This is a genomic window from Streptomyces blattellae, assembly GCF_009709555.1.
In the GTDB taxonomy this organism is placed as follows: Bacteria; Actinomycetota; Actinomycetes; order Streptomycetales; family Streptomycetaceae; genus Streptomyces; species Streptomyces blattellae.
The window spans coordinates 34,972-52,446 of the sequence record NZ_WJBG01000242.1 but is presented as its reverse complement, the minus strand read 5'-3'; the positions used below and the strand labels follow the sequence as shown (position 1 = coordinate 52,446).

The window sequence follows — 17,475 nt, the reverse complement described above, 5'->3', positions numbered from 1 at the left end:
CTGGTGCGGACAGAAGCGCACAACCCCCACGCATCAGGAGCCGCCGGAATGGATCACAGCGGGCACGGCATGACCATGGATCTGCCGCCGTTCACGCTGGGGCGGGGTCTTCAGTGGTCGGCCGACCCGTTCTTCCTCGTCGCCTGTCTGGCGGGGCTCGCGCTGTACGGGTACGGCGTCGTGCGGCTGCGGCGGCGCGGTGACCGCTGGCCGGTGGGACGGACGATCTCGTACGTCGCCGGTGTGCTGACCATCGCGCTCATGATGTGCACCAAGCTGAACGACTACGGCATGGTGATGTTCAGCGTGCACATGGTGCAGCACATGGTGATCAGCATGCTGTCGCCGATCCTGATCCTGCTCGGCGCCCCGGTCACGCTCGCGCTGCGGGCGCTGCCCGTCGCCGGCCAGGGGCGCAAGGGGCCGCGCGAGCTGCTGCTGGCGCTGCTGCACAGCCGGTACATGCGGATCGTCACGCACCCGGCCTTCACCATTCCGCTGTTCATCGCGAGCCTGTACGCGCTGTACTTCACCCCGCTCTTCGACTTCCTCATGGGGTCCAGGGCGGGACACATCGCGATGATGGTGCACTTCCTCGCCGTGGGTGTCGTCTTCTTCTGGCCGATCATCGGGGTCGACCCGGGCCCGCAGCGGCCCGGTTATCTGATGCGGATGCTGGAGCTGTTCGCGGGCATGCCGTTCCACGCCTTCTTCGGTATCGCGTTGATGATGGCGTCCACGCCGATGGTCGAGACGTTCGAGAACCCCCCGGCCTCGCTCGGTATCGACGCGCTCTCCGACCAGAACGCGGCCGGCGGGATCGCCTGGGCGTTCAGTGAGATCCCGTCGGTGCTGGTGCTGATCGCGTTGTTGTTCCAGTGGTACGGCAGTGAGCAGCGGCAGGCGCGGCGCGCTGACCGGGCGGCCGACCGGGACGGCGACAAGGAACTTGAGGCGTACAACGCCTATTTGGCCTCATTGAACGCACGCGGGCGCTGACCGGCCTTTCGTCGCCCCGACCTCCCGTTCACCCGAGTCGGACCCGGTATCGACTGCGCCTTGGTGCAGAACCGAGGCACCATGGAGGGGGACGGACCATGAGGAGGGTGTTGCGATGCCCGGTTCTTCGGACGGATCGACCAAGGCGATGGGGGTGCTCACCGTCGGCGGTCTGGTCGTGGTGACCGCCTACACGGTGGCGCTCGGCAGCAGTGGCTGGCTGTGGTTCGGCTGGGTCGTGCTGGGCCTGATCACTCTCGGGATGGTCGTCACGAAGGACACCTGAGCCTCAGTCGCCGGTGAGGCGGCCCGCGGAGTGCACGCCCGGCTGGTATTTCGGCAGCCGGGCGGTGACCTTCATGCCCGCTCCCACCGCGGTCTCGATGACGAGCCCGTGGTCGTCTCCGTACACCTGGCGGAGCCGGTCGTCGACGTTGGACAGTCCGATGCCGCCCGAGGGGCTGGCCTCGCCGGCGAGGATGCGGCGCAAGGTGGCGGGGTCCATTCCGGCGCCGTCGTCCTCGATGACGACCAGCGCCTCGGCTCCGGTGTCCTGTGCGGTGATGCTGATGTGGCACTTGCCCACGGACGCCGCCTTGCCTTCGAGCCCGTGCTTCACGGCGTTCTCGACGAGCGGCTGGAGGCAGAGGAAGGGCAGGGCGACCGGCAGCACCTCCGGCGCGATCTGCAGGGTGACGGAGAGGCGGTCGCCGAAGCGTGCCCGGACGAGCGCCAAGTAGTGGTCGATGGCGTGGAGTTCGTCGGCGAGGGTGGTGAAGTCGCCGTGCCTGCGGAACGAGTAGCGGGTGAAGTCGGCGAATTCCAGGAGCAGTTCGCGGGCGCGCTCGGGGTCGGTGCGCACGAACGAGGCGATCACCGCGAGCGAGTTGAAGATGAAGTGCGGGGAGATCTGGGCGCGCAGGGCCTTGATCTCGGCCTCGATCAGGCGGGTCCGGGACTGGTCCAGGTCGGCCAGCTCCAGCTGGACGGAGACCCAGCGGGCGACCTCACCGGCGGCGCGTACGAGCACCGCCGATTCGCGGGGCGCGCAGGCGACCAGCGCTCCGTGCACGCGGTCGTCGACGGTGAGCGGGGCGACGACGGCCCAGCGGACCGGGCAGTCGGGCGTCTCGCAGGTCAGCGGGAAGGCCTCGCCCCGGCCCGACTCCAGGGGGCCGGCGAGCCGGTCCATGATCTCCGCCCGGTGGTGGCCGCCCACTCCGTCCCAGACCAGCACCTCCTTCTGGTCCGTGAGGCACAGCGCGTCCGTGCCGAGCAGTGAGCGCAGTCTGCGGGCCGACTTGCGGGCGGTCTCCTCGGTGAGGCCGGCCCGCAGCGAAGGCGCGGCGAGCGATGCGGTGTGCAGGGTCTGGAAGGTGGCGTGCTCGACCGGGGTACCGAGGCCGACGAGGCTCTCCGGGCGTGCGGTGCGGCGGCCGAGCCAGTATCCGGCGGCCAGCAGCGGGAGGATCGCCACGCACAGCCCGGCGATGAATCCGCTCATGCCTTGACCTCCGTCCGCAGCTCCTCCGGCAGATGGAACCGGGCCAGGATGGCCCCCGTCCCGGCCGGTACCCGGCTCGGCGTGGCCAGGGACACCAGCACCATGGTGAGGAAGCCCAGCGGCACCGACCAGAGGGCGGGCCAGGCGAGCAGGGCGTGCAAGGCGCCGCTGCCCGGGAATCCCGCCATGGTCGCGGCGACGGCGACGAGTGCGGCGCCGCCGCCCACCAGCATCCCGGCGGCGGCGCCCGGTGGGGTCAGCCGCCGCCACCAGATCCCCAGCACGAGCAGCGGGCAGAACGACGACGCCGACACGGCGAAGGCCAGTCCGACGGCGTCGGCGACCGGCAGTCCGCCCACCAGGACGCTGGCGGCCAGGGGCACGGCCATCGCGAGGACCGTACCGAGCCTGAAGTGCCGTACGCCGCGTGACGGGAGCACGTCCTGGGTGAGCACCCCCGCCACGGCCATCGTCAGTCCGGACGCCGTCGACAGGAACGCGGCGAAGGCTCCCCCGGCGACCAGGGCGCCGAGCAGGTCGCCGCCGAGGCCGCCGATCACGCGGTCGGGCAGGAGCAGTACGGCGGCGTCCGCGTTGCCGGTGAGGGTGAGTTCGGGGGCGTACAGGCGGCCCAGGGCGCCGTAGACCGGGGGCAGCAGGTAGAAGGCGCCGATCAGGCCCAGGACGGCGACGGTGGTGCGGCGGGCGGCGACTCCGTGCGGGCTGGTGTAGAAGCGGACGACGACGTGCGGCAGGCCCATGGTGCCGAGGAAGGTGGCGAGGATCAGTCCGTACGTCGCGTACAGCGGGCGTTCGCCGCGGCTCTCGGCCTGCGAGGGTGACAGGCTGCCGTCGCCGACGCGGTCGGCCTCGGGGACGGGGGCGCCCTTGCCGAAGGTGAGCCGGGTGCCGGCGTCGATGTGGTGGGTGCCTGCGGGGAGCCGCAGTTCGGTGTCCTCGTGGGTGCGGCCGTCGACGGTGCCGCTCACCGTGACGGTCAGCGGGGTGTCCAGCTTCACGTCGAGGCTGTCGTCGACTCGGACGACGCGCTGCTCGCGGAAGGTGGCCGGTTCCTCGAAGGCGCGGGTCGGGGATCCGTCGCCCTGCCAGGCGAGGACCAGGAAGAGAGCCGGGACCAGCAGGGCGGTGAGCTTGAGCCAGTACTGGAAGGCCTGCACGAAGGTGATGCTGCGCATGCCGCCGGCGGCGACCGTGGCGACCACGACGACCGCGACGATCAGCCCGCCGAGCGAGTCCGGGGCACCGGTGAGGACGGTCAGTGTCAGCCCGGCGCCCTGGAGCTGGGGCAGCAGGTAGAGCCAGCCGACGCCGACGACGAAGGCGCCCGCGAGCCGCCGCACGGCCTGGGAGGAGAGGCGGGCCTCGGCGAAGTCGGGCAGGGTGTAGGCGCCGGACCGGCGCAGCGGGGCGGCGACGAAGATCAGCAGCACCAGATAGCCCGCCGTGTAGCCGACCGGGTACCAGAGCATGTCGGGGCCCTGGACCAGGACCAGTCCCGCGATGCCGAGGAAGGAGGCGGCGGAGAGGTACTCGCCGCTGATGGCGGCCGCGTTGAGGCGGGGGCCGACGGTGCGGGAGGCGACGTAGAAGTCGGAGGTGGTGCGGGAGATGCGCAGGCCGAACGCGCCGACGAAGACCGTCGCGAGGACGACCAGGGCGACGGCGGGGACGGCGTAACCGGAGTTCATCGGTCTGCGGCTTCAGCGGTCTTCGACGAGGCGTACGAAGTCCCGTTCGTTGCGCTCGGCACGCCGCACGTACCAGCGGGCGAGCAGGACGAGGGGGGCGTAGAGGCCGAAGCCGAGGACGGCCCATGCCACGCCGTGGCCGTCCGGCATGGTCGCGAAGAGCAGCGGCAGCGGGCCGACGAGCAGGCCGAGCACGGCGACCACGGCGAAGGCGGCACGCAGTTGGGTGCGCATCAGGGAGCGGACGTAGGTGTGGCCGAGGGTGGTCTGCTCGTCGATCTCGGTGCGGGGGCGGTAGTAGCCGGAGGCGGGACGGCTGCGGCGCGGCGGGCCGGTGACGACGACGCGCCGTTCGGCGGGATCCTGGTTCGGCACGGCTACGGCCTCCTCATCAGCAGTTCCCGCAGCTCGCGGGCGTGGCGTCGGCTGACCTGGAGCTCCTCGGAGCCGACCAGGACGCTGACGGTGCCGGCGTCCAGCCGGAGTTCGCCGATGTGGCGCAGGGCGACGAGATGGCGGCGGTGGATGCGGACGAAGCCGCGGGAGCGCCAGCGCTCCTCCAGGGTGGACAGCGGGATGCGTACGAGGTGGCTGCCCTTGTCGGTGTGCAGCCGGGCGTAGTCGCCCTGGGCCTCGACGTGCGTGATGTCCTCGACGGCGACGAAACGGGTCACGCCGCCGAGTTCCACGGGGATGTGGTCGGGGTCGGGTTCGTGCACGGGTATGTGCGGGGCGCTGTCGCGCAGCTCGGCGGCGCGGCGGACCGCCTCGGCCAGCCGTTCCTTGCGGACGGGCTTGAGCACGTAGTCGACGGCCTTGAGGTCGAAGGCCTGCACGGCGAAGTCCTCGTGGGCGGTGACGAACACGACCAGCGGCGGCTGGGCGAAGCCGGTGAGCAGCCGGGCCAGGTCGAGTCCGTCGAGGCCGGGCATGTTGATGTCGAGGAAGACGACGTCGATGGCCTCGGGGCCGTGCGGGCCCGACTCCAGTGCCCGGTTGATCCGGCGCAGCGCCTCGGTGGCGTCGCTCGCGCCCTCGGCGGTGCCGATCCGGGGATCCGCGTTCAGGAGGTAGAGCAGCTCCTCCAGCGAGGGGCGTTCGTCGTCGACGGCGAGGGCGCGCAGCATGAACCCGGAGTCTAGGAGCAATTCGTAGGACCGCAACGTGCCCGGGGCGGACGTTCGCGCTGGATACAGTGCGGCCATGAACAGCAGGGCCGCTTCCTTCGACGACCTCGACCGGAAGATCATCACCGCGCTGATGGCCAACGCGAGGACCAGTTTCGCCGAGATCGGGGCGGCTGTCGGGCTGTCCGCCACGGCCGTCAAGCGGCGGGTGGACCGGCTGCGGGAGGCGGGTGTGATCACCGGGTTCACGGCGACGGTGCGGCCGTCCGCGCTGGGCTGGCGCACGGAGGCCTATGTGGAGGTGTACTGCGAGGGGGCGGCGCCGCCGCGGCGGCTGGCGGAGGTCGTGCGCAACCATCCCGAGATCACGGCGGCCATGACGGTGACCGGCGGCGCGGACGCGCTGCTGCATGTGCGGGCGCGGGACGTCGAGCACTTCGAGGAGGTGCTGGAGCGGATCCGTGCGGAGCCGTTCATCCGGAAGACGATCAGCGTGATGGTGCTGTCCCATCTGATCCCGGAGAGTCCGGAGGCGGGCGCGAGCCAGCCCGCCCCGGAGGGCGCGTGAGCGGCGCATGAGACGTGCGCTGGGCAGCCTAAAGACGCAGTATTCCTGCGCGGACACGCAAGCTTCGTTTCTTGTCGGGCGTATCGGTCACTTCCTAACGTGGTGTCAACCCCAGTCGGCACCCCAGGAAGCGGAGGAACCCCTCTGTGTCCGAAAGCCGTGTGCAGCGCCGGCGGCGCTTCCTCGTCTGTGAACCCAGACACTTCGCCGTGCAGTACGCGATCAACCCCTGGATGCATCCCGACGTCCGCGTCGACGTCGATCTGGCCCAGGAGCAGTGGCAGTCCCTGATCAGCACCTACCGGGCCCACGGCCACACCGTCGACGCCGTGGAGCCGGTCCCCGGCCTGCCGGACATGGTGTTCGCCGCGAACTCGGCCGTCGTCGTGAACGGCCGCGTCTTCGGCTCGTTCTTCCACGCGGCGGAGCGGCGCCCCGAGTCCACGCACTACGACATGTGGTTCAAGGCGGCGGGTTTCACCGTCCACCGCCCGGAGTCGGTCTGCGAGGGCGAGGGGGACCTGGTCTGGACGGGCCGGTACGTCCTGGCCGGCACCGGATTCCGCACGACACGGGAGGCGCACCGCGAGGTGCAGGAGTTCTTCGGGCACCCGGTGATCAGCCTGACGCTGGTCGACCCGTACTTCTACCACCTGGACACGGCGCTGTTCGTCCTCGACGAGGACACCGTCGTGTACTACCCGGAGGCGTTCTCCCCGGGCAGCCGCGAGGTCCTCGCGCGGCTGTACCCGGACGCCGTGCTCGCGACCCGCGACGACGCGATGGCCTTCGGACTGAACTCCGTGTCCGACGGACGCCATGTCTTCATCGCGCCCCAGGCCGAGTCCCTTGCCGCCCGGCTCGACGACCACGGCTATGTTCCCGTCCCCGTCGACCTGTCCGAGTTCCAGAAGGCCGGCGGGGGCATCAAGTGCTGCACCCAGGAGATCCGCCCATGACTGCGCCCGTCCGTACCCGTTCCTCCGCCGACCTGATCCGGGCCGAAGAGCCGGTCCTCGCGCACAACTACCACCCGCTGCCCGTGGTCGTCGCCCGCGCCGAGGGCTCCTGGGTGGAGGACGTCGAGGGCCGCCGCTATCTCGACCTGCTGGCCGGCTACTCGGCCCTCAACTTCGGCCACCGCCACCCCGCGCTGATCGAAGCCGCCCACGCCCAGCTCGACCGGCTGACGCTGACCTCGCGCGCCTTCCACAACGACAGGCTGGCCGAGTTCGCCGCACGGCTCGCCGCGCTGACCGGCCTGGACATGGTGCTGCCCATGAACACGGGCGCCGAGGCCGTGGAGAGCGGCATCAAGGTAGCCCGCAAATGGGCGTACGACGTGAAGGGCGTCCCCGCCGACCGGGCGACGATCGTGGTCGCGGCGGAGAACTTCCACGGCCGTACGACGACGATCGTCAGCTTCTCGACGGACGAGACCGCTCGACAGGGCTTCGGCCCCTTCACGCCGGGCTTCCGGATCGTGCCGTACAACGACCTCGCCGCGCTGGAGGCGGCGGTCGACGAGACGACGGCGGCGGTGCTGATCGAGCCCATCCAGGGCGAGGCCGGGGTGATCATCCCGGACACCGGCTATCTGGCCGGCGTACGCGAACTGACCCGCCGCGAGGGCTGCCTGTTCATCGCGGACGAGATCCAGTCGGGGCTGGGCCGTACGGGCCGTACGCTCGCCGTCGAGCACGAGTCGGTCGTCCCCGACGTACTGCTGCTCGGCAAGGCACTGGGCGGCGGCATCGTGCCGGTGTCGGCGGTGGTCGCGCGCCGGGACGTGCTGGGTGTGCTGCGGCCCGGCGAGCACGGGTCCACGTTCGGCGGCAACCCCCTGTCCGCGGCGGTGGGTACGGCGGTCGTCGAACTGCTGGAGACGGGTCAGTTCCAGCAGCGGGCGGCCGAACTGGGGGCGGTGCTGCGGGGCGGGCTGTCCGCCCTGGTCGGCAGGGGCGTCGTCGGTTTCCGGTCGCGCGGGCTGTGGGCGGGCGTCGACGTCGACCCGGCCCTCGGCAGCGGGCGCGAGGTCAGCGAACGCCTCATGCGGGAGGGCATCCTCGTCAAGGACACCCACGGCTCGACGATCCGCCTCGCCCCGCCGCTCACCATCACCGCCGGGGAACTCACCCAGGCTCTGACGGCACTGGAGGAGGTGCTGAGGGCCTGAACCCCGGGCACGCACGAGGAGCGCGACCTTGCCCGGCAGCGGTTCGACCGGCCGGTGCCGCACCGCTGCTGCTCGTAACGTGCGAAACTGGGGTGAATCGGCGATGAGGCGGCAGCCATGAAGGACGTGGCGATCGACTACCGGGCGGTCTTCGAGGGGCTGCCCGGAATGGTCGCGCTGCTCACCCCCGAGCTGGTGTACGTGGACGCCAATGAGGACTTCCTGCGCCTCTCCCGGCGCAAGCGGGAGCAGGTGGTGGGGCGCTACATCTTCGACGTCTTCCCCGAGAATCCCGACATCCCGGCATCGAAGGGCATGCACAACGTGCAGACCTCCATGCGGAGGGTGGTGGCCACGGGCCAGCGCGACACCATGGCTCTGCAGCGGTACGACGTCGAAGCCCCCGAGCGCCCCGGGCAGTGGGAGGAGCGCTACTGGAGCCCGGTGAACGCGCCGGTGTTCGGGCCGGACGGCACAGTGGTGCTGGTGGTGCACCGGGTCGAGGACGTCACCGAACTCATCCGGGCCCGCGGCGGCCCCAGCGGGAGCCGCGCCCGGGTGCTGGAGGCCGAGCTGTACACGCGCGGCCGTGAACTCCAGGAGGTCAACGACCGGCTGCGCCAGGCCCACGCCCGCGAGCGCGAGGTCGCCCTCGCCCTGCAGGAGGCGATGCTCCCGGGCCGCCGGCAGGTCGGCGACCAGCGCGCCGCGGTCCGCTACCGGCCGGCGGTCGGCGCCCTGAACGTGTGCGGGGACTGGTACGACCTGGTCGACCTGGTCGGCGGCAACCGCATCGGCGTCTCCGTGGGCGACGTGGTCGGTCACGGCCTGGGCGCCGCCGGAGTCATGGGCCAGCTGCGCAGCGCGCTCACCGCCACCTCGCGCGTCGCCGAAGGGCCCGCGCAGGCGCTGGACGTCCTGAGCCGGTACGCCCATGTGGTCGACGGCGCCGAATCGGCCACCGCGGTCGCCACGTTCATCGACTTCGACGCCCACACCATCACCTACAGCAGCGCCGGGCACCCACCGCCCGCGCTGCTGCACGCCGACGGCCGGGTGGAGTTCCTCGACCGGGCCACCGATCCCCCGCTGGACGCCCGTCCGGACCCGGCCCCCAGACCGGAGGCCCGCACCACCTTCACCGAGGGCGCGACGCTCGTCCTCTACACGGACGGCCTGATCGAACGCCGCCGCGAGGACATCGACACCGGTCTGACCCGCCTCGCCGACTCACTCGGCCGCCACCTGGGGGCGGACCCCGAGACCCTCGCCGATGCCGTCCTGCTGGAACTGCTGCCGCCGGGAGGTGCCACCGACGACACGGCGCTGATCGTCGTACGACTGTGACGTCACTCGACCTGACCAGCCGTCAGGAATACACCGGAAGGCCCGGATCGGTCCGAACCGGCCCGGTTCCGGCCATCCCCGCCTGCCCCTACACTGTCACCTCACGGCATACCGGTTGACCTGCTGGAACACGGCCGCCGAGCCGATCCGCCGGGAGCGAGGAGCACCCCTTGTTCTACTACCTGCTCAAATACGTGCTGCTGGGCCCCCTGCTGAGACTGGTCTTCCGGCCGCGAATAGAGGGACTTGAACACATTCCGGCGACCGGCGCCGCCATCGTCGCCGGCAACCACCTCTCCTTCTCGGACCACTTCCTGATGCCCGCGATCCTCAAGCGGCGCATCACCTTCCTGGCGAAGGCCGAGTACTTCACCGGCCCCGGGCTCAAGGGCCGGCTGATCGCGACGTTCTTCCGCAGCGCAGGGCAGATCCCGGTCGACCGCTCCGGCAAGGACGCGGGACAGGCCGCGATCCGCGAGGGCCTCGGCGTACTGCGCAAGGACGAGCTGCTCGGCATCTACCCGGAGGGCACCCGCTCGCACGACGGCCGCCTCTACAAGGGGAAGGTCGGCGTGGCCGTGATGGCGCTGAAAGCGCAGGTCCCCGTCGTCCCCTGCGCGATGATCGGCACCTTCGAGGCGCAGCCGCCCGGCAAGGTCATCCCGAACGTCCACCCCGTCGTCATCCGCTTCGGCAAGCCCCTCGACTTCTCCCGCTATGCCGGCATGGAGAACGAGAAGGCGATCCTGCGTGCCGTCACCGACGAGATCATGTACGCGATCCTCTCGCTCTCCGAGCAGGAGTACGTCGACCAGTACGCGGCCGTCGTCAAGGCCGAGCAGGCCGCGGCGGGCGCGGTGAAGGAGCGCCGGTTCCCGCGGCTGCCGCTCGGCTGAACTCTGCTGTCGGCATAAGCATGTCCGATCGGGATCTCTCCGCCCGTACGGTCGCCGTATGAGACGTGCTGTGGTGCTCGGAGCGACAGGACAGATCGGACGGCCGGCGGTGAGCGCGCTGGCCCGGGACGGCTGGGAGGTGACCGCCGTCTCGCGGGGCGGCGGGCGGGACGAGGGCTGGCCCGAGGGCGTACGGGTCGCGCGGGCCGACCGGGCGGACGACGCGGCCCTGGCCGCCGTGGTCGGCGACGGATGTGACGTGCTGGTGGACATGGTCGCCTACGGGACCGGGCAGGCACGGCAGTTGGTCTCGCTCGCCGGCCGAGTGGGCTCGGCCGTGGTGATCTCCAGCGTGTCGGTGTACGAGGACGACAAGGGCCGGAACTTCGACACGCTGGACGAGCCGGACGGCTTCCCGGAATATCCGGTGCCGCTCACCGAGGCCCAGCGCACCGTCCGGCCCGGCGACTCCTCGTACAGCACCCGGAAGGCGGCGCTGGAGCGTGAACTCCTCGCGGCCGGCGACCGGTTGCCCACCACGCTGCTGCGTGCGGGGGCGATCCACGGCCCGCACTGCCGGACCCCGCGCGAGCTGTACTTCGTCAAGCGCAACCTGGACGGCCGGACCCGGCGGATCCTCCCCTTCGGCGGTGAGAGCCGCTTCCATCCGGCGAGCGTGCACACCATCGCGGAGCTGATCCGGCTCGCCGCCGCGCGGCCCGGCACGCGCGTGCTCAACGCCGTCGATCCCGAGGCGCCGACGGTGGCGGAGATCGCCGCAGCGATCGACGCGGTCATGGGCGTGGCGGCGGAGAGCGTGCTGGTGGACGGGGGGCCGCCGGCGCCGACCGTGGGCGACACTCCGTGGTCGGTTCCGGCGCCCGTGGTCTGCGCCATGACCGCCGCCGAACGGGAGCTGGGCTACCGCCCGGTGGTGACGTACGCGCAGACGCTCCCCGACACGGTCGCCTGGATCGAGCGCCGACTGGCCGGGCGGGACTGGCGGGAGGCGTATCCGAGGATGTTCCAGACGTACGGCGACCTCTTCGACTACGCGGCGGAGGACGCCTGGCTGGACGCGTGAACCAGGGGCGGCCGGGGATTGCCGGCCGCCCCTCATGCCGTACGACGGTTCACGGCTTGGGCGTGGCGTGCGGTGCGCAGGTCACGTCGGCGCCGTCCAGCTTGCCGGTGAGCAGGTAGGCATCCACCCGCTCGTTGATGCAGGGGTTGACCAGGCTGGTCACGCCGTGGGAGCCCGCGTCCCGCTCGGTGATCAGGCGGGAGCCCTTGAAGCGCTCGTGCAGTTCGACGGCTCCCCCGTACGGGGTGGCCGCGTCCCGCGTGGACTGCACGATCAGCACGCCCGGCAGGCCCTTGCCGGTCTGCACGTTCACCGGGGTCTGCTGCTTGACCGGCCAGGTGGCGCACGGCAGGTTCAGCCAGGCGTTGGACCAGGTCAGGAACGGGTAGTTCTGGTGCAGCGCCGAGTTGTCGCGGTCCCACTTCCGCCAGCTGGTGGGCCACTTGGCGTCGGTGCACTCGACGGCCGTGTAGACGGCGTTGCCGTTCTCCGCGGTCGCGTTGCCCGCGGTGTCCGACAGGTCGGGGGCGGCCGCGTCGACGAGCGCCTGGGTGTCGCCCGCGAAGTACTTGCTGAACACCGTGGCGACCGGCACCCAGGAGGAGTCGTAGTACGGAGCGCTCTGGAAGAAGCCGGTCAGCTCGGCCGGTCCGACGACCCCGCCGATGGGGTCCTTCTCGGCCGTGGCCCGCAGTTCGAGCCACTTCGCCTGGACGGCTTCGCGGGTGGTGCCGAGGTGGAAGGCGGCGTCGTTGGCGGCGACCCAGTCCTGCCAGTCCTGCCAGCGCGTCTCGAAGGCGACGTCCTGGTCGAGGTTGGCCTCGTACCAGATCTTCTCCCGCGACGGGTTGACGACGCTGTCGACGACCATCCGGCGGACATGACCGGGGAACATGGTGCCGTAGACCGCGCCGAGGTAGGTGCCGTAGGAGACGCCGAGGAAGTTGAGCTTCTTCTCGCCGAGCGCGGCACGGATCACGTCCAGGTCGCGTGCGGTGTTGGGCGTGGTCATGTGCGGCAGCATCTCGCCACTGCGCTCGTAGCAGCCCTCGGCGTACTCGCGGGCCAGCTTGCGCTGGGCGAGCTTGTCGGCCTCGGAGTCCGGCACCGGGTCCGCCTTGGGCGCCTTCACGAACTCCTGCGGGTCCATGCAGGAGATGGGCGCGGACTTGCCGACGCCGCGCGGGTCGAAGCCCACGAAGTCGTACGCCTTGGCCGTGTTCGCCCACACCGGCGCCTTGGTCGTGACGCGGCGTGGGAAGCGCAGGCCGGAACCGCCGGGACCGCCGGGGTTGTAGAGGAGCGCGCCCTGGCGCTCCGCCTTGGTGCCCGTGTTGCCGATGCGGTCGACGGCGAGCTTGATCTGCTTGCCGAACGGCTTGGCGTAGTCGAGCGGGACGGTGACCCAGCCGCACTGGATCGGCTTCTCCAGTCCCCAGTCGGCGGGGCAGTCCTGCCAGTCGATCCCGGCCCTCGCGGCACGGTCCGCGGCGACGGTGACGCCGAAGTCCGCACGGTCCTGGCCGTGCCGGGCGCCCGCCGTGGCGCTCGCCGAGGGAGCGGCGACGGCACCGGAGATCAGGGTCGCCGTGACGAGCACTCCGGCCGAGCCGAGCGCGGCAGCCCGCCTTTTCGGTCTGATGTCCCTCAAGTGGGACCTCCCCGTACGTCGTTGAGTTGAGTACGGGGATCCTCTCGACTGTGCGTTCCCTGAGAACAGACGTGGTGGGCGTTCTTTACCAATCCGATAACCGGATTACGCCGTTCGCTCGGCGGGACTCCCTTCGAGCGTCACCAGCGCCTCGTCCAGCACCCGGCGCAGCCGCAGCGCGTCCGGTGCGACGGCGGTGACCAGCACGGCGGGCCCGGCGAGCGGCGTCACGGCAGCCGTCTCCCCCACGACCCGAGCCACCGCGGGCTCGTCCGCGAACTCCGGTCGTACGACGACCAGTTGCCCCACGGCCCGATGCCCTGCGAGGACGGCGGGCCCGTCCCAGCCGCCCGGCGCCCCCAGGCCGCAGGCCAGCTCCTGGTCCAGGACGGTCCGCCCCGCGATCCGCACCGTGAGACGGCTGGTCAGTCTCCCGGGTTCCTCGCCGACGCGACCGAGCACCTGTTCCTCGCGCAGGACGAGCCGGGCGTTCGCACCGAGGTCGACCTGTGTGCCCACATACAGGTCACTGCCGTGCGCGGAAATCAACTGCTCGGGCAGCCACTGCAGTTCACCTCCGTCGGCGACGCAGAGCCGCACGTCGTAGCGGGCCTCGTCCTTCGTCTGTCCGGGCAGCGCGATGGTCGCCGCGGCCGACCCGACACGCAACCGGGCTCCTTCGGCCACGTCCGCGACCACCGTGAAGTGATCCCCGCCGAGCGGCCCGCTCATCGCGCCGACGAGCACGACATGTGCCCCAGGGCCACTCCCCCGCGTACGCCGCAGTGCGATGGGCCCCTCGCCCTCCAGCACCGGCAGGGCGGTACCGCCGCGTCCGTCCGCTCGGGCGCCGATCCTCGCGGTGGCCCGCACACCCGGCACGGTCACGCCCGCCACGCGGCGAGCCGCGCCCGCACCCAGCCGGCGACGTCCGCCACGCCGGCCTCGCTCCTCAACGACTGGAACACGACCGGCAGTTCGGCCCGCTGCGCCTTGGCGTCGGCCGCCATCCGCGCCAGGTCCGAGCCGACGTACGGCGCGAGGTCGGTCTTGTTGACCACCAGTAGGTCCGCGGTGGTGACCCCGGGTCCCCCCTTCCTCGGAATGTCGTCTCCTCCGGCCACGTCGATCACGAAGATCTGCGCGTCGACGAGCCCCTTGGAGAAGGTGGCGGTGAGGTTGTCGCCACCGGATTCGACGAGGATCAGATCGAGCGGTCCGACCTCGTCCTCCAGATCCTCGACGGCTTCCAGATTCGCCGAGATGTCGTCCCGGATCGCCGTGTGCGGGCAGGCCCCCGTCTCCACAGCCGTGATCCGCTCCGGCGGCAGGACGGCCTCCCGCAGCAGGAACTCCGCGTCCTCGCGCGTGTAGATGTCGTTGGTGACCACGGCCAGGGACAGCTCGTCCCGCAGAGCCCGACAGAGGGCGGCGACGGTGGCGGTCTTCCCGGAACCGACAGGTCCGCCGAGCCCTACCCGGAGGGCACGCCGGGAGCCGTCGGGGCGGTGAGCGTCGGCGCTGACGGCCGGGGTGTGGTGGTGGGAGTGGTCGAGGTGCATGAGTGCGGCTCCAAACTCTTGTACATCTCTCAGCCCGTCCGGCGTTCGAGGACGAGGCCGTTCAGGCCGAAGCGGGGGTCTGGGGGGGGCGGCAGCCCTCAGACAACGGACGGGTAGGGGCGGCGGGGGCGAGAGGAACTCAGGACGCGAACAGCCGTACAGCCCAAGCCGCATGCACCTCCGCCCCGATCTCCAGCAGCGGGGCCGAAGCCGCAGGCAGCACCTCGACCCCCTCGTCACCCACCCGCCGGGCCGCCTCGACTGCCGCGTCCGCCACCCGGTCCAGCTCAGGCGCCAGCCGCGCCAGAACCCCCGTCGCGTCGAACGGATCAAGACTCAGCAACCGCACCGTCGCCGACGCGGCCCCGCTCACACTCTCGTACGCCGAGCAGTACGCCGCATCGACGGCCCCCAACCCGGCGGCCCGCGCCGCCAGCCCCAGCACCACGGGCTGATGGGCCCCCTTGGGAAACTCCCGTGCCACGGCATCGAGTTCAGCGGACGGCCACGTCGCCCGAGCGGCCCGCATCAACTGCCGGCCCAGCTTCCGCGCGGCGACCCGCAAGGCCGAAGAGGGCGTACGGGCGTCCGCCGCCGCATCCAGTGACACCGGATCGGCCCCCGCCGCCGCGGCTGCCGCCAACGCCGCCGATACCAGCCCGGCGGTGTGCAACCGCCCCCGGCAGAACTCCTCCAGACTCGCCGCCCCGGTGACCCGCCCGGCCTTGACCGCGGCCTCGGCCCCGCCGGAGTGCGCATGCCCCCCGGCGGGAAACCGGCCGTCGGCCAGGACGAGTAGCGCTGCCCTTGACATCGAACCCGGCCTCAGAAGAGGAAGTACCGCTGGGCCATGGGCAGTTCGGCGGCGGCGGTCGCCTCGACCAGCTCCCCGTCGATGTGCACGGCGAAGCTGTCGGGGTCCACCTGGACCCGCGGCCGTGCGTCGTTCTCCCGCATGTCGGCCTTGGTCACGCCCCGAGTCGACTCGATGGCGACGAACCTCTTCCCGAGCCGGAGCCGCTCCGGCAGCCCGTCCTCGATCGCCGGCTGCGCGACGAAGTTGACCGAGTTGGACGCGGGCGCCCGCCCGATCGCGCCGAACATCGGCCGCGGGAGAATCGGCTGCGGGGTCGGAATGGAGGCGTTGGCGTCGCCCATCTGCGCGTACGCGATCTGCCCGCCCTTGATGACGAGGTGCGGCTTGACGCCGAAGAACGCGGGCTCCCACAGCACCAGGTCGGCGAGTTTGCCCGTCTCGACGGAGCCGATCTCGCCCGCAAGCCCCTGCGCGAGCGCCGGGTTGATCGTGTACTTGGCGACATAGCGCCGTACTCGGCGATTGTCCGCGCGACCGTCGCCCGGCAGGGCGCCCCGCCGCCGCTTCATGACGTGCGCCGTCTGCCAGGTGCGCATGACGACCTCGCCGACCCGGCCCATGGCCTGGGAGTCCGAGGAGATGATCGAGATGGCGCCCAGGTCGTGCAGGATGTCCTCCGCGCCGATCGTGGACGGCCGGATCCGGGACTCGGCGAAGGCGAGGTCCTCCGGCACGGCCGGATTCAGGTGGTGGCACACCATCAGCATGTCGAGGTGTTCCTCGGCGGTGTTCACCGTGAACGGCCGCGTGGGATTCGTCGAGCTGGGCAGCACATGCGGCTCGGAGACCACGGTCATGATGTCGGGTGCGTGCCCGCCGCCCGCGCCCTCCGTGTGGTAGGCGTGGATGCCGCGTCCCGCGATCGCGGCGAGGGTGTCGCCCACGAAACCGGCCTCGTTCAGCGTGTCCGTGTGGATGGCGATCTGAATACCGGTCTGGTCCGCCACGGTCAGCGAGGCGTCGATGACGGCCGGAGTGGACCCCCAGTCCTCATGCAGCTTCAGCCCCAGCGCTCCGCCGCGGATCTGCGACAGCATCGCGTCGTGGGAGACGGTGTTGCCCTTGCCCAGCAGACCGAAGTTGACGGGGTAGGCCTCCATCGCCTCCAGCATCCGGGCCAGATGCCACGGGCCGGGGGTGACCGTGGTCGCCTTGGAGCCCTCGGCCGGTCCCGTGCCGCCGCCGATCAGCGTGGTGATGCCGCAGGACAGCGCCTCGTCGGCGATCTGCGGGCAGATGAAGTGGACGTGCGCGTCGATGGCGCCGGCCGTCAGGATCCGCCCGTTGCCCGCGATGACCTCCGTCTCGGGGCCGATGACGAGGTCGGGGTGCACCCCGTCCATCGTGTCGGGGTTGCCGGCCTTGCCGATGCCGGTGATCCGGCCGTCGCGGATGCCGAGGTCGGCCTTGACGATCCCCCAGTGGTCGACCACCACGGCCCCCGTGATGACCGTGTCAGGGGTGCCGTCTGCGCGCGTAGCACGCGACTGGCCCATGGACTCGCGGATGACCTTGCCACCGCCGAACACGGCCTCGTCACCGGCGAGTCCGGGCCCGCCGGAACGGTCCTCCTCGATCTCGATCAGCAGATCGGTGTCGGCCAGCCGGATCCGGTCGCCGGTGGTCGGGCCGAACAGGTCGGCGTACGCGGCACGCGAGATCTCAGGCATCGAGGGCACCTCCGGTCTCCCCGCGCAGCCCGGGCACGACACGGGCGCCGGCGAGCGGGACGAGTTCGACCTCGACGGGGATCCCGGGCTCGAACCGTACGGCCGTACCGGCGGCGATGTTGAGCCGCTTGCCGCGGGCGGCGGCGCGGTCGAAGTCCAGGCCGGGGTTGGCCTCGGCGAAGTGGTAGTGGGAGCCGACCTGCACGGGCCGGTCGGCGGCGTTGAGGACGGTCAGGCTGGTGACCTCGCGGCCCTCGTTGTACACAACGGGCTCGTCCGCGAACAGGATCTCGCCAGGAATCATC

Annotated in this window: 18 protein-coding genes; 8 read left to right on the top strand and 10 right to left on the bottom strand. The window is 71.3% G+C overall.

The window, feature by feature from the left end; genetic code table 11:
* The first annotated feature begins 48 nt into the window (after positions 1 to 48).
* Positions 49 to 999 carry a cytochrome c oxidase assembly protein gene (locus GFH49_RS35710; protein ID WP_155060204.1) on the top strand — a complete coding sequence of 317 codons (951 nt, stop codon included), beginning with the start codon at positions 49 to 51 and terminating at the stop codon, positions 997 to 999.
* A gap of 115 nt (positions 1,000 to 1,114) precedes the next feature.
* Complete coding sequence (locus GFH49_RS35705) at positions 1,115 to 1,285, top strand: hypothetical protein (protein WP_155060203.1); 171 nt, start codon at positions 1,115 to 1,117, stop codon at positions 1,283 to 1,285.
* 3 nt (positions 1,286 to 1,288) lie between these two features.
* On the opposite strand, the gene GFH49_RS35700 is transcribed toward GFH49_RS35705, so the two are convergent.
* The 4 genes from GFH49_RS35700 to GFH49_RS35685 are packed head-to-tail and all read right to left on the bottom strand — an operon-like array spanning position 1,289 to position 5,339.
* On the bottom strand, positions 1,289 to 2,503 hold the full coding sequence (locus GFH49_RS35700; RefSeq protein WP_155060202.1) for a sensor histidine kinase: 1,215 nt from the start codon (positions 2,501 to 2,503) through the stop codon (positions 1,289 to 1,291).
* Positions 2,500 to 4,212 carry a sodium/solute symporter gene (locus GFH49_RS35695; RefSeq protein WP_155060201.1) on the bottom strand — a complete coding sequence of 571 codons (1,713 nt, stop codon included), beginning with the start codon at positions 4,210 to 4,212 and terminating at the stop codon, positions 2,500 to 2,502. Before GFH49_RS35695 ends, GFH49_RS35700 begins: the two co-directional genes overlap by 4 nt.
* Before the next feature lie 12 nt (positions 4,213 to 4,224).
* Positions 4,225 to 4,587, bottom strand: a complete 363-nt coding sequence (locus GFH49_RS35690; protein ID WP_155060200.1) for a hypothetical protein — start codon at positions 4,585 to 4,587, stop codon at positions 4,225 to 4,227.
* A 2-nt stretch (positions 4,588 to 4,589) separates the two neighbouring features.
* Positions 4,590 to 5,339 (bottom strand): LytR/AlgR family response regulator transcription factor, encoded by a 750-nt coding sequence (locus tag GFH49_RS35685; RefSeq protein ID WP_155060199.1) that lies wholly within the window; start codon positions 5,337 to 5,339, stop codon positions 4,590 to 4,592.
* 76 nt (positions 5,340 to 5,415) lie between these two features.
* Here GFH49_RS35685 and GFH49_RS35680 point away from each other — a divergent pair, with 76 nt between their 5' ends.
* The 6 genes from GFH49_RS35680 to GFH49_RS35655 all read left to right on the top strand — a co-directional run bounded on the left by GFH49_RS35680 (position 5,416) and on the right by GFH49_RS35655 (position 11,410).
* Positions 5,416 to 5,907, top strand: a complete 492-nt coding sequence (locus GFH49_RS35680; protein WP_155060198.1) for an Lrp/AsnC family transcriptional regulator — start codon at positions 5,416 to 5,418, stop codon at positions 5,905 to 5,907.
* Between the two features lie 146 nt (positions 5,908 to 6,053).
* The gene (ddaH, locus tag GFH49_RS35675; RefSeq protein WP_155060197.1) at positions 6,054 to 6,866 is read left to right on the top strand and encodes a dimethylargininase; all 813 of its coding nucleotides are present in this window, start codon (positions 6,054 to 6,056) and stop codon (positions 6,864 to 6,866) included.
* Positions 6,863 to 8,083: an ornithine--oxo-acid transaminase gene (gene rocD, locus GFH49_RS35670; RefSeq protein WP_155060196.1), complete on the top strand. Its 1,221-nt coding sequence runs from the start codon at positions 6,863 to 6,865 to the stop codon at positions 8,081 to 8,083. Before ddaH ends, rocD begins: the two co-directional genes overlap by 4 nt.
* Before the next feature lie 117 nt (positions 8,084 to 8,200).
* Positions 8,201 to 9,430 (top strand): PP2C family protein-serine/threonine phosphatase, encoded by a 1,230-nt coding sequence (locus GFH49_RS35665; protein WP_155060195.1) that lies wholly within the window; start codon positions 8,201 to 8,203, stop codon positions 9,428 to 9,430.
* A gap of 170 nt (positions 9,431 to 9,600) precedes the next feature.
* Positions 9,601 to 10,326 (top strand): lysophospholipid acyltransferase family protein, encoded by a 726-nt coding sequence (locus GFH49_RS35660; RefSeq protein WP_155060194.1) that lies wholly within the window; start codon positions 9,601 to 9,603, stop codon positions 10,324 to 10,326.
* Between the two features lie 70 nt (positions 10,327 to 10,396).
* Complete coding sequence (locus GFH49_RS35655) at positions 10,397 to 11,410, top strand: NAD-dependent epimerase/dehydratase family protein (protein WP_196218240.1); 1,014 nt, start codon at positions 10,397 to 10,399, stop codon at positions 11,408 to 11,410.
* A 49-nt stretch (positions 11,411 to 11,459) separates the two neighbouring features.
* On the opposite strand, the gene GFH49_RS35650 is transcribed toward GFH49_RS35655, so the two are convergent.
* The 6 genes from GFH49_RS35650 to GFH49_RS35625 all read right to left on the bottom strand — a co-directional run bounded on the left by GFH49_RS35650 (position 11,460) and on the right by GFH49_RS35625 (position 17,474).
* Positions 11,460 to 13,061: an alpha/beta hydrolase gene (locus GFH49_RS35650; protein ID WP_155060192.1), complete on the bottom strand. Its 1,602-nt coding sequence runs from the start codon at positions 13,059 to 13,061 to the stop codon at positions 11,460 to 11,462.
* A 105-nt stretch (positions 13,062 to 13,166) separates the two neighbouring features.
* Positions 13,167 to 13,958 carry an urease accessory protein UreD gene (locus GFH49_RS35645; protein ID WP_155060191.1) on the bottom strand — a complete coding sequence of 264 codons (792 nt, stop codon included), beginning with the start codon at positions 13,956 to 13,958 and terminating at the stop codon, positions 13,167 to 13,169.
* Positions 13,946 to 14,623, bottom strand: coding sequence for an urease accessory protein UreG (gene ureG, locus GFH49_RS35640; protein ID WP_155060190.1), 678 nt, complete (start codon positions 14,621 to 14,623; stop codon positions 13,946 to 13,948). Before ureG ends, GFH49_RS35645 begins: the two co-directional genes overlap by 13 nt.
* A gap of 139 nt (positions 14,624 to 14,762) precedes the next feature.
* Positions 14,763 to 15,437, bottom strand: a complete 675-nt coding sequence (locus tag GFH49_RS35635) for an urease accessory protein UreF (RefSeq protein ID WP_155060189.1) — start codon at positions 15,435 to 15,437, stop codon at positions 14,763 to 14,765.
* Between the two features lie 11 nt (positions 15,438 to 15,448).
* A complete protein-coding gene (locus GFH49_RS35630) occupies positions 15,449 to 17,170 on the bottom strand; it encodes an urease subunit alpha (RefSeq protein ID WP_155060188.1) in 1,722 nt (573 codons plus the stop codon).
* On the bottom strand, positions 17,163 to 17,474 hold the full coding sequence (locus GFH49_RS35625; RefSeq protein ID WP_155060187.1) for an urease subunit beta: 312 nt from the start codon (positions 17,472 to 17,474) through the stop codon (positions 17,163 to 17,165). The genes GFH49_RS35630 and GFH49_RS35625 overlap by 8 nt, the downstream gene beginning before the upstream one ends.
* Position 17,475: the final 1 nt, after the last annotated feature.